The organism is uncultured Campylobacter sp., assembly GCF_938030815.1.
In the GTDB taxonomy this organism is placed as follows: domain Bacteria; phylum Campylobacterota; class Campylobacteria; order Campylobacterales; family Campylobacteraceae; genus Campylobacter_B.
This window is the reverse complement of the sequence record NZ_CALHII010000255.1, coordinates 1-12179: the sequence shown is the minus strand read 5'-3', so window position 1 is coordinate 12179 and position 12179 is coordinate 1. Positions and strand designations below refer to the sequence as shown.

At 48.6% G+C, this 12179-nt stretch carries 12 protein-coding genes; 9 read left to right on the top strand and 3 right to left on the bottom strand.

Translation table 11 applies throughout. The features are described 5' to 3' along the window. Positions 1–165, top strand: a 165-nt coding sequence (locus Q0277_RS09510) for a DpnII family type II restriction endonuclease (protein ID WP_297997540.1), incomplete at its 5' end; no start/stop codon positions are given. Here the strand turns inward: Q0277_RS09510 and Q0277_RS09505 are convergent. Continuing rightward, positions 121–417 (bottom strand): DpnII family type II restriction endonuclease, encoded by a 297-nt coding sequence (locus tag Q0277_RS09505; protein WP_297997538.1) that lies wholly within the window; start codon positions 415–417, stop codon positions 121–123. The two genes, Q0277_RS09510 and Q0277_RS09505, sit on opposite strands and share 45 nt — an antisense overlap. A gap of 18 nt (positions 418–435) precedes the next feature. On the opposite strand from Q0277_RS09505, the gene Q0277_RS09500 reads away from it, so the two are divergent. The 6 genes from Q0277_RS09500 to Q0277_RS09475 all read left to right on the top strand — a co-directional run bounded on the left by Q0277_RS09500 (position 436) and on the right by Q0277_RS09475 (position 7411). Beyond that, positions 436–792 carry a DpnII family type II restriction endonuclease gene (locus tag Q0277_RS09500; protein ID WP_297997536.1) on the top strand — a complete coding sequence of 119 codons (357 nt, stop codon included), beginning with the start codon at positions 436–438 and terminating at the stop codon, positions 790–792. Beyond that, entirely contained in the window at positions 785–1600 is an 816-nt protein-coding gene (locus Q0277_RS09495) for a site-specific DNA-methyltransferase (protein WP_297942165.1), read from the top strand. Before Q0277_RS09500 ends, Q0277_RS09495 begins: the two co-directional genes overlap by 8 nt. 568 nt (positions 1601–2168) lie before the next feature. Next, positions 2169–3068, top strand: coding sequence for a DMT family transporter (locus Q0277_RS09490; protein ID WP_297997535.1), 900 nt, complete (start codon positions 2169–2171; stop codon positions 3066–3068). Positions 3069–3081: 13 nt separating this feature from the next. Next, on the top strand, positions 3082–3504 hold the full coding sequence (locus Q0277_RS09485; RefSeq protein WP_297997534.1) for a Sua5/YciO/YrdC/YwlC family protein: 423 nt from the start codon (positions 3082–3084) through the stop codon (positions 3502–3504). A gap of 1001 nt (positions 3505–4505) precedes the next feature. Continuing rightward, positions 4506–5882 (top strand): GntP family permease, encoded by a 1377-nt coding sequence (locus Q0277_RS09480; RefSeq protein ID WP_297997532.1) that lies wholly within the window; start codon positions 4506–4508, stop codon positions 5880–5882. A gap of 392 nt (positions 5883–6274) precedes the next feature. Then, a complete protein-coding gene (locus tag Q0277_RS09475) occupies positions 6275–7411 on the top strand; it encodes a glycerate kinase (RefSeq protein WP_297997530.1) in 1137 nt (378 codons plus the stop codon). Positions 7412–9308: 1897 nt separating this feature from the next. On the opposite strand, the gene Q0277_RS09470 is transcribed toward Q0277_RS09475, so the two are convergent. Together Q0277_RS09470 and rpe are read right to left on the bottom strand one after the other, a co-directional pair. Beyond that, positions 9309–10115 carry a 3'-5' exonuclease gene (locus tag Q0277_RS09470; RefSeq protein ID WP_297997529.1) on the bottom strand — a complete coding sequence of 269 codons (807 nt, stop codon included), beginning with the start codon at positions 10113–10115 and terminating at the stop codon, positions 9309–9311. A gap of 21 nt (positions 10116–10136) precedes the next feature. Next, complete coding sequence (rpe, locus tag Q0277_RS09465) at positions 10137–10778, bottom strand: ribulose-phosphate 3-epimerase (RefSeq protein WP_297997527.1); 642 nt, start codon at positions 10776–10778, stop codon at positions 10137–10139. 144 nt (positions 10779–10922) lie between these two features. Between rpe and rpmB the strand changes: the two genes are divergently transcribed. After that, positions 10923–11114, top strand: coding sequence for a 50S ribosomal protein L28 (gene rpmB / locus Q0277_RS09460; RefSeq protein WP_291939605.1), 192 nt, complete (start codon positions 10923–10925; stop codon positions 11112–11114). A gap of 18 nt (positions 11115–11132) precedes the next feature. Further along, positions 11133–12179: NAD-binding protein (locus Q0277_RS09455; protein ID WP_297997525.1), on the top strand; the 1047-nt coding region annotated here is incomplete at its 3' end.

Below are 12179 nucleotides of genomic sequence, written 5' to 3'. Positions count from 1 at the left end.
TTTTTACGCTCGCTTAGAAAAACAAATGCAAGCCTTGACTACTTTACCGACTTTGAAAAATGCAGCAAAAATCTAAAAGCCGTTTCTATCAAGCTTCACACGCTTGATTTTTTACTCGGTTCAAAGGATTTGAAAACAGATATTTTCACTTTTAAGATGCTCTGAAATCGTTCGTGCGAAATTTACGCCTCCGCGATTTTTTCGCGCATTTGTATCGAGTCCAACTTCCACGCCAAATACGTAATCGTGCAAATTTTTAACCTTTCCGTCCGTAAAAATTTTATCTAGTCCGCTTTCTTGGCAAAACTCATAAATTTTTTCGGGACTTTTAAAATACGTTCCGAGTTTCGTTAGCTCACCGCTAGTCGCTATCACGTCCGTGTTTTTATCGCGAACGGCAATGAGTAAATTTAACACATCGAAACACCATTTGTTTTGCCCGAAAAGAGTGAAAATATCTGCTTTCAAACCGAGGTCAGCAGTAGGAATTTTGCTCTAAATTTAGGAAGCGATCAAAAGATTTTCGATTTCGTCATTAGCGCAGGCGGCGTAACATATCTGATCGAGGCGAATTTTTACGGCACGGGCGGCTCGAAGCTAAATGAAGTCGCAAGGTCTTATATCGAAATAGCACAAAAGATCGCGCTTTGTGGCGGATTTAAATTTATCTGGATAACCGACGGACAGGGGTGGCTGGCGGCTAAAAACAAACTGGAAGAAGCCTACAAAAGCGTTAAAATTTATAATCTCGCCACGCTTTATTACTTTATAAAAGAGCTTAAAAATGTTTAAGTTAGCCGATGATTTTAAGCTTTTTAAAGGCGATTGCTTCAATATTTTGCCTAAATTTAAAGGCGAGTTTGACCTCATTTTTGCCGATCCGCCCTATTTTCTCTCAAACGACGGACTCAGTATTCAAAACGGGCAAATCGTAAGCGTAAACAAGGGCGAGTGGGACAAAAGCTACGGCATTGACGAGATAGATAAATTTAATCTCGAATGGCTCGCGCTCGCCAAAGATGCACTCGCAAACAACGGCAGCGTAATGATAAGCGGGACGTATCACAATATATTTTCGATCGGTCGGGCGCTGCAAAAGCTGGACTACAAAATCCTAAACGTCATCACGTGGGCGAAGACCAATCCGCCGCCGAATTTCAGCTGCCGCTATCTCACGCACGGCTCGGAACAGATCATCTGGGCAAGAAAAAGCGAGAAATTTAAGCATATTTTCAACTACGAGCTAATGAAAAAGCTAAACGGCGACAAGCAGATGCGCGACGTGTGGAGCTTGCCCGCGATCGCGCCGTGGGAGAAGGCGTGCGGCAAGCATCCGACGCAAAAACCACTGCCGCTTTTGGTGCGGTTAATCTTAATGGCGAGCACTCAAAATAGCGTCGTTTGTGATCCTTTTGCAGGCTCTGCGACGACCGGCGTAGCTGCGAATTTACTAGGACGAAAATTCGTAGGTATCGAAAAAGAGGACGAGTTTATAGATATCGCCGTAAAACGCAAACGCGAGCTGGACGCGAATTTCGCCAAATTTAGGCGAAAGATTGCGGATTTGCGACTATTAGAACAAGAAAGTTTGAAATTTTAAAATTTAAGCATTGAATTTTAGTGCGCTTTTTGCTTCGCAAATTTGTAACCCGCAAAAGAAATATACGTTGCTAGTTTTAAAATCTTAAGCTTCGCAGGCTATTTGTTATTCGCCGCGTTTGCTACCGTCTTTTTCACTCCGCTAAAGCAGCTTGCGAGCAAGAGGAAACTCCAAGCTGTGGCTTGAGCCGATTCTTAAAAAGCTGCGAATGTAAGGCATGAAGTAAGGACGGGAGTTTGCGTGCGATTAAATTTAAAACCGCCTCATCAGCCATGCGATATTTTCACTCATCTTGTCGCGTTCAAAATTTACAATACAACTTCGAAGATTATTTTGCAATGCCCTCCTTATCCATCCGCTCAAATTTAAAATTCTCGCCGATTTCGTCAAAATTTAGCCGCCGCATATTACGCCCGGACGCGTCCAAATTTAAATCTTTGTCAATTTTTGCTGCATTTGCCTAAATTTAATTTTGCCTACCTTGCTCATCGCGCCGTGCCCAAACCCCAAATTTAACCCCAGCTTAAGCATAAGCTTGTATACTTTGGCTTTAAATTTAAGGCGGCAAATGAGATCACAGAGCGAATTTTTCGGCGTTTTCATCACGCTTCTTGGCGGCGTATTATGGGGATTTAGCAGTGTTTGCGGGCAGTATCTGTTCACGCAAAAGGGCGTTAGCGCCGACTGGCTCGTACCCTACCGCCTAGGCCTCGCCGGGCTTGCGATGGTAGCGTATTACATCGCTCGCTCGCCGCGCCTAGCCTTTGCGCCGCTAAAAGATCGCGTGCTTTTGCCGCAGCTGCTCATCTACGCGTTTTTTGGGCTTATGATGACGCAGTATTCGTACTTTTGCGGTGTCGAGCTCTCAAACGCCGCCGTCGCGACCGTGATCCAGTACTCCGCGCCCGCGCTCATCCTTGCCGTCGTTTGCTTTTCACAGCGGCGCGTGCCTAAAAAGGTCGAGCTCATCGCGCTCATTTTCGCGGTGCTGGGCGTCATGCTGCTAGCCACTCACGGCGATCTTGGCTCGCTGGTTATCAACGCGGAGGCGCTGGTTTGGTGCCTCATTAGCGCGCTTGGCGTCGTGATTTATAGTCTCATCCCAACGAAGCTAAATCAAAAATACCCCGTCGCGCTAAATTTAGGCTGGGGTATGGTCATCGGCGGCGGCGCGCTCGCGCTTTACACGCGGGTTTGGCAGCTAGGCGGCGTGAGCGACGCGCAGGGCTTTGCTGCGCTTGCCGCAGTCGTGATCCTAGGCACGATATGTGCGTTTAGCTTTTACATGACGGGGCTAAAGATAATAGGCGCTAGCAGGGCGAGCATGATAGCGTGCATCGAGCCTGTAAGCGCTGCGGCGTTTGCCTATTTTTGGCTGGGGACGGAGTTCGTGTTTCTTGATTTTGCGGGCTTTACTCTCATTATCTCGTGCATATTTTTGCTAGCCAAAGATAGGAAAAAGGCGTAAATTTGGAGGAGAGATGATCTATTTGGCGCAGACCGATACGACGGCGGGATTTTTGAGTAAGGATTTTCGCGAGATAAACGCGCTAAAAGGCCGAGCCGCGGATAAACCCTGCCTCATAACGACGGCGAAGCTTAGCGAGCTAAAAAATCTCGCTCGCGTGCCCGCTAAATTTAAAAATTTAGTGCGCCGCGCGAGGACAACGACGTTTTTATATCCGAACGCCAAAGCCGTGCGCGTCGTAAAAGAGTGCGCTCATGAGGAGTTTTTGAGGCAATTTGACTGGCTCTACTCCAGCAGCGCAAATTTAAACGGGCAAAACTTCGACGAAGCCTGGGCGAAAGCAGCGGCGGACGAGGTCGTAGATCAAAATTTCAGCCAAAACGTAAGCTCGAAAATTTATAAAATTTCAAAAACTAAAATTTTGCGGATCAGATAGAGCTGCCGATTAAAATTTACACGCGCAAAGAGCGCTCAAAAAGAGGCACAGCGGGAAGTAACTTTACAAATTTAAACGGCTTTGCAAATTTAAAACCGGATACCTTGCTTAGGCTACCGCATCCTCTGCACAATTTTAAACGACCTTCTAAATTTAAAATGGCTCTGTAAATTCCGCCAAGCCGCGAAATCCCGCCGCAGATAGACCGCGCAAAGACCGCCAGGAATTTTGAAAAATCCAGAAAAGTTCACGGAAAACTCGCAGAAAAATTATATAAAAAGCCGCAAAATTCTACCGCAGATTGCCGCCGATTTTTATCAGAACCGCTACGCGCGATATTTTGATCGAAGCTCTATCTATGTTCCCTGCTTTCAATTAAAATTTCGCCGCTTCTGCCGATAGTTTTGATTAAAATTTCATCGCCGCGCGCGAGTAATTCCAATCAAAAATTCTATCATCGCCGATTATATATCAAAAATCCCGCCGCTGCCGATACTATCGCCTTTCATCGCCGCTATCGCCGCCGGGGCTATTGCGCTCTATCTTCACTGCTTCCGCCGCAGCAAGCACCCCAAAGCCGTCCGCCTCGCTAACGCCGCCCAGCTGTCAAACCCGCGTGTAAAGCGCAAGCACACCGCCGCCATTGCTGCGCCACGACGTCGAATAGCGATAAAATTTCCGCCGCCGCGCAACGCATTAAAACAAACAGCATATCAAAGCAAACGACGTAAATTTTAAAATTTTAACCGCTCTCGCCGCGCGGCACCGACAAACTCCAACCGACAAACTCCAACCGACAAACTCCAACCGACAAACTCCAACCGACAAATTCCGCTAGCTAGTCCATCATTTCCGCATAAATCATAAATTTCCATAAATTTAACGCCGCCTTTCTTGCTTTATATTAAAATTTCGCTAAAATTACCGCATTAATTTGAGGCGCAAACGGAGCTTAAGCTTAAACCGCTTGCGGGCAAATTAAATCCATTCAAGGAGCTTTTATGAGCGGTGTTGCGTTAATCATCTGCTTCGCCATAGCGGTCGTCGTGATGATTTTTTTGATCTCCAAAGCAGGCGTTCACCCGTTTTTGGCGCTAATGCTTATCTCCCTGGCGCTCGCGATCGTCGCGGGCATACCGCTAGCCAAGATCCCCGCAATTATCGGCGACGGATTCAGCGGCACGTTTAAGAGTATCGGTATCGTCATAATCTTCGGCGCGCTCATCGGCACCGTGCTCGAAAAGACAGGCGCGGCGCTAAAACTCGCCGATATGGTCGTAAACGTAGTCGGGCAAAAGCGCCCCGAGCTTGCGATGCTCATAATGGGCTGGATCGTAGGTATCCCCGTATTTTGCGACAGCGGCTTCGTAGTTTTAAACCCGATCCGAGAAGCGATCAGTAAAAAAATCGGCGAAAACCCGGTCGCCCTGGCGGTAGCGCTCTCAGGCGGACTTTATGCCTCGCACGTATTCATCCCGCCAACTCCGGGACCGATCGCCGCAGCAGGCGCCGTGGGTCTAGGCGGCAATCTGCTACTCGTAATCGCAATGGGCGCGGTAGTATCATTGCCGGTGCTGATCGCTACATACTTTTTTTCCAAAAAAGTCGCCAAGAGCGTGCATATAAGCGAGGCTGAAGCGAATGAGGTTATCGCAAAAAGCTACGACGATCTGCTTAAACAATACGGCAAATTGCCGAGCGGATTTTTGAGCTTAGCCCCTATTTTGGTACCGATCCTATTTATGGCGCTGGGCTCCGTCGCCAAGATCCTAAAAGTAGGCGGATTTGCGGGCGAAATTTTACAATTTTTAGGAAATCCTATCATCGCGCTAGCCTTGGGCGTAGTTTTTGCGGTATTTCTGCTCGCACAAACCGGCAAGCTAGGCGAATTTAGCGAGATCACCAACGAATCCTTAAAAATCGTAGGCCCGATCCTCTTCATCACCGCAGCGGGCGGAGTGCTAGGCAAGGTAATCACCGACGCCGGCTTCGTAACCTACATCAAGGACAATGCGACCGCAATTAAAGCTGCTGGGATTTTCTTCCCGTTCTTAATCTCAGCCGTCTTAAAAACCGCGCAAGGAAGCTCCACCGTTGCGATCATCACCACCGCTTCGATCATGGGCGCGTTTAACGTGGATGGTTCGCTGATGCAGGTACTGGGCTTCACCTCCGAAATGTCCGGCGCGCTTGTGGTAATGGCGATCGCAGCGGGCGCGATGACGGTTTCGCACGCTAACGACAGCTACTTCTGGGTCGTTACGAATTTTAGCAAGATGAACCCGCAGCAAGGCTACCGCACTCAAACCATGCTTACGCTAATTATGGGCATTACAGGTATGATCAGCGTGTGGATTTTGTCGCTGTTTTTGATCTAGGCTGCTTATTTAGCCGCTACAGCGCTAAATCAGTGCAGAGTGCAATACGGTATCTACCAGTGGCTAGCTACATAAAATTCTTTAAATTTACGTAGCTAGCCGTACCGCGCAAATGCCCTAGTATTAAAATTTCGTATAGCGGAGTTTTAAATTTACACACAAAGCCTCAAGGAGCGAAATTTTAAAATTCTATCGCTACGGAATTTTAAAATTTAGCCGAAATTCTGTGGCTTACAGAATTCTAAAATTCCACGACATGAAATTTTAGAATTTACCCCATAAATTCGGCAACGAGATTTTAAAATTCTACTCTTGCTTCAGTCTTGTCATCGTAAATTTAGCCTACGCGCTGTAAAATTCCAAAATTTTAAAATACCAGCTAAAGGAAAAATATGAAAGTTTTAGTCGCGATCGACTCGTTTAAGGGCTCGCTTAGTTCGCTTGAGGCGGGCAACGCCGTAAAATCAGGCATCGAAAAGCTAGGCTGCGAGGTGCTCGTCAAACCTATCGCAGATGGCGGCGAAGGAAGCGTTGAAGCCCTTGCAGACGCGCTAAAAGCTAAGTTCATGGACGTCATCGTAGCAAATCCGTTAGGCGAAAAAACGCCCGCGCGCTACGCCTTAAAAGGCGAGCTAGGCATCTTAGAAATGGCGTCCGCATCGGGTCTGCCGCTCATCGAAAAATCGCGCCGCAACCCGCTAAAAACGAGCACCTACGGCTTTGGCGAGATGATAGCGCATGCGATTGCGCACGGCGCGCGAAAGTTTATCATCGGCATCGGCGGAAGTGCTACGAATGACGCGGGTATGGGTATGCTGCGCGCGCTCGGCTTTAAATTTAAAGATGCAAATGGCGCAGAGCTTGCGGGAGCGGGCGAGGATCTGATTAAACTCGCCACGATAGATTGCACTTCGGTGCTGCCGCATCTTAAAGAGTGCGAGTTTCTTATCGCCTGCGATGTGGATAATCCGCTCTTTGGCGAAAACGGCGCGGCATATATTTACGCTCCGCAAAAGGGCGCGGATGCGGCGATGGTAAAGCAGCTTGATGCAGGGCTTATAAATTTCGCAAGCGTCGTAAGTAAGTACCTCGGACGCGAGCTTTGGAATAGCCCCGGAGCAGGAGCTGCCGGCGGGCTAGGCTTTGGCTTCGTAAGCTTTCTAAACGCAACGCTTAAGCCGGGCATCGACATCATCACCGAAGAGATCGGACTGGATCGCGATATGCAAGGCACCGAGCTTGTCATCACAGGCGAAGGAAGGCTCGATTTTCAAAGCTCGATGGGCAAAACCCCCTGCGGTGTTGCGAAGATCGCCGCTTCCTACGGCGTGCCCGTAATCGCGCTGGCAGGCGGTATCTCGCCCTGTGCCGGCGGCTGTAACGAGCGTGGCATAGGCGCATTTTTTTGCATCCTAAATGAACCGATGAGCCTTGAGCACGCGATGGAAAAAGAGATCGCGACACAAAATTTAGCCCGTGTCGCCGAACAAGCGGTGAGATTGTTTCTGCTAGGACGCGGCACTAAATAGGGCTTTTAGACTGAAATTTCAAGACGCGGGCGCTAAAACTTGCAACGAGCGCGGTATAATGCGCGGTAGGTGCGGTTGCGAAATAAGACGGCGACGGCTCGCAGCAGACAAGTACGACAAAGTGCGGCAGGAGGCGAGCATGGCGAAGAAGCGAAATTTTATGCAGGATAGATTTGCGTGCTTTAAAGGCACGGCGCGATCTTGACGCAGATGCGGTGACGCGTAGCTTACAGCACAAAAATATGCGTAACGAGGCGGACGAGCGGCGACGGCTCGCGGCAGACGGATGCTAGTCCATGACGCGTATACGCGGTAAGCAAACCGCACAACCGATACGAAAAAACCCCGCTGGGCCGTGACGCGCATGCACGACAAGCAAATACCGCGCACAGCTTGCGGCGAGCGGTAAAATTTCATCCACCACAGACCGCGGTAAGTAGATAAATTTTGCATTAAAACGTAGCTTTGCTGAAATTCTAGCGCGTTTGAAGATACGAAGTGATCGGACGGGAGTTAAGACAGCGGGCGGCTCAGCAGTAACGCAGCGGCGCGAAATTTTACGGCGCAAAAATTTATTTTACCGCGCGATACATACGCAAGGCGCGATCTAAAACTCATTTTCCAATCAAGTGGCTCGCGGACCCTCGCAATACATACCTCAAGACATGACTAAAACAGACAGAATTTTAAAATTTAACGCAGTATTCGCAGCCTATGGAATTTGCAACGTAAATTTAAAAGCAGCGATCCGTCTTATGAAATTCCGTTTCGAATTTCAGCTCACGATATGCCCTTTTTGAGGCGCGAAAGACCGCCTAATCGCAAGATCGCGCTTCTTGCAAAGATAACGGCGACGCATTACTCCGCTCGCTCACAAAGCCCGCTAGCCCTCCGATGACGCTTTGATTCGGAGCGGGGCGCGTCTGCGTAAAATTCGTATTATTAGGATCGCGGATTCGCTTATCGCTAAATTTTAGTACATATGCGACTACGGTACGCCGCTACGATAAATTTTGGGTTTACGTAAATTTACTCCGATCGCGCTGTGTTTTGCGATAAAAATTTATGAAATTTCATTTTCGGTCGGCGCCAAAAAATTTTATAAATCTCCATTTTAAAATTTTCAGCACGGGCACGTACCGATCGGGTCGTCAAGCTAAAATCAAAATTCCAAGCGGCGAATGCATAAGACACTCGCGTCTAGCATATCTGCGGCGGCGGTACGGGCGCGCTAAATTTATTGCTTTTAGGACGCAAAAGACGGGCAGGCGCGGGCAAAATTTATTGATTTTAGAGTTTAAAGCATCGAATTCGCGCACCTAGGCTAAATTAAAATTTAAAGCGCGCGACGCCTTGGACGCATCCGCGTGACTGCAAGCGCTTAAAAAATTCGCTCGAAGCAAGGTTGTAAAACCGCGGGCGGGCGCAAAATTTATCGCCGCAAAGATCAAAACCGCGAAAGCAAAAAGGCTCCGCGAGCATTCGCTGCCACACCCGCCCGAGCAAATTAAAATCGCATGATCCCGCCTAGCCGGCATACGCGGAGGGCGCCGCTGCGGGCATTTACACTTAAATTTGGTGCGATCGCAATGCGATTTAAAACCGTGCCTGCTTAAATTCGCGCCGTTTCGGTTCACTCGCAATCACATCTCGCCGCAGTAGCGCTTTAAATTTGCGCCGCCGCGATTTGTGCGCATTCAATCGCTACGGCAAGGGTAAAATTTCAAAATCTAGGCCCATACGCGCCGATTTGCGCCGCCCAAAATCGCTCGGATCGAATTTACCGCTGCCACAATTCGCGCAGATTAAAGCCCCGCCGCTTAAAAGCGCAAAATTTACCCTTCAAACGGCGGTGTGAAATTTCGCTAAAATTTCATTTTCTAATTCGGCGCGCGATTTATAAAATTTCGCCCTCGCCACGCCCCGAAAGCTGCGGCTTAGGCAGCGCCAGGCTCTTTGCGGTCTTACTAAAAAGTATCAGATCCTCAGTGCTTTGCACGCTCCACGGCAGCCGCGAGAGCGCGGATTTGAAAATTTCAAAGCAGGAAACGGCGTCGCTAAATGCGCGGTGGTGGACGTTTTGCACGCCTAAAAGCTCTTTTAACGAGCCGAGCCCGTATCTTTGCGCCTCGATCGTGCGGCGCGCGAGCTCGACGGTGCAGAGCCTGCGATTTAAAAGCATTCCGAAGCCGCATTTTTGCAGGCTCGCGTCGATGAAGCCGTAGTCAAATTTGACGTTGTGCGCCACAAAAACGCTATCTCCTAAAAACAGCCTAAACCGCTCCAGCACGCTAGCTAGCGGCGGCGCGCCCACAAGATCGTCCGCGTGGATACCGGTAAGCTCCGTGATATTTTCGGGTACGACGGGCGCGTAAACGAAGCTTTCGAAGCGGTCCAACTCCTGCGTGCCGCGCGTTTTTATCGCGCCGATTTCGATGATCTGGCCGTTTGAGAGCCCACCGTTCGTCTCGATGTCCACGAAGCAAAATTCCTGATCATCTATGTCCGTCTCACGGGTTTTGAGTGTGATTTTGCCGCTATCTAGCTTTATTATCTCTATGCCCAGCGCCCGCCACATCGAGAGGTCTTTGGGCTCGAAAAGCTCGGTAATTTCGGCAATATCGCTTGCTTTTGAGATAAAATCGTAATAATTTATGCTCTTTTGAGCCAGTAAATTTATGAGATTTTCGATCTGGCGCGTCAAAATTTTGCCCCTGTGCCGCGCCTAAATTTTAAGCGCACGGATCGCCTCCGCGTAGTCGTTTGAAGAAAATATGTAGTTGCCCGCTACCACGACGTCGGCGCCCGCTTCGTCGATATCTGCGATATTCAGCCCGTTTACGCCGCCGTCGACCTCGATGAGGCATTTTGCGCCTTTGCGATCGATCAGCTCGCGCAGCTGCTTAATTTTCTCAAGCGCCGAGGGGATAAATTTCTGCCCTCCAAAGCCCGGATTGACGCTCATCAAAAGCACCATATCGACCTCGCCCAAGATAAACTCCAGCGCGCTAAGCGGAGTGTGCGGATTTAGCACGACCGCAGGCGAGACGCCGCTATGGCGGATGTGATCTATGAGGCGCAGCGGATGGGTCTCCTCCTCGATGTGGAAGCTAAGAAATTTCGGCTTTAGCGGCAAAAAAAGATCGACGAAAAACGGCACGTTTTTAACCATCAGATGGATATCTAAAGGCTTGCTACTCGCCTTTGCCGCGGCGCTTGCTACGAGCGGTCCGATCGTAAGATTAGGTACAAAATGTCCGTCCATCACGTCTACGTGAATGAGATCGGCACCCACTTCGCAGACTGCGCGAATTTCCTCCGCGAGCCTGCCGAAATCCGCCGATAAAATGCTGGGTGCGACATACATTAAGATTCCTTTAAAATTTCAAGATGCGGAATTTTACTTAGTTTTGTCATAAATTTCGCTAAATTTAAACCGCGGCGGATTTTAAGCATAATTTGAAATTTTTTCGATATAATCGTCATTTATTTTAATCATCAAGGATTTATTATGGCAAGAAGATGCGCAATCACCGGCAAAGGTGCGATGGTAGGGAATAACGTTAGCCACGCAAATAACAGAACCAAAAAGAAATTCCAGGTCAATCTACGCACCATCCGCGTTCAGCTACAAGACGGCTCAACCAGACGAATCAAAGTCGCCGCCTCAACTCTACGAACTATGAAAAAACAATCAAAATAACCTCTTAAAGAGGAATTTATGTCTGTTTTGGACAAGATCAAGCGATTCCTCGACTGGTCCGGCTCGACTAAGCCGGACATCAACCTCTATACAGAAATTTACGACCAGCTACGACCTTTTCGCTTACCACTTATAACCATCGTGCTGATGATGCTAATCGGCACATTAGGCTACGTCTTTATAGCGGGCTTTTCGCTCGTAGACGCCTTTTATCAAGCAGGCATGACCTTTACGACGGTAGGCTTTACCGAAGTAGCGCCGATATCGCCCGCGGGTAGAATTTTTACCGTCTTATTCATCCTCATGGGCTTTGGAACCTTTTCGTTTTGCCTGGGCGTCGTCGTCGAGGTCATAAAAAACGGCAAACTTCAAAATTTACTTAGGGAGCAACGAATGATCAACAAAATCGCAAGGCTCAAAAACCACTACATTATCTGTTACAACAACATCTACTGCGCCGAGCTTGCCAAGCAGTTTCGCGAAAATCATCTGCCTTTTGTCGTGATCGACCCCGATCCCGCTCTAGCTAAAATCGCCGAAGAAAACCGCTATCCATATTTCATCGTAGGAGAACCGCATGTAGAAACCACGATGCTAAAAGCCCATCTGTCATCTGCAAAATCCGTCATCACGCTAAGTCCAAATTTAGCCGATAATATCGCGATAATCTCGCTCGTGCGCCTATACGAAAAGGAGCTTGGTCGCATCACCCCATACTTCATCATGGCAAATAGCGATGATGACAGCGACACCGAGAGGCTAAAAAAACTCGGCGCAAATTCTATCGTCTCACCCTCTAAGCTCGCCGCACAAAGGCTTTCGGCGATAAGCGTGCGTCCCGATATGGAAAATATTTTGGAGCGATTTTTATATAAAAAAGACTCGCTTATCGATATCGAGGAGATCACGGTGCCCGATTTTTCGTGGATCCGCTTCAAGCGTCTAAAAGAAACTCGCTTGCGCGATTTTACAAACGCCGACGTCGTGGGAATCAAAGAGCCCAACAGCCGCTTCATTCCGATGCCGGATGGCGACTACCTCATCGGTACTGGGGTGAAATCCTCG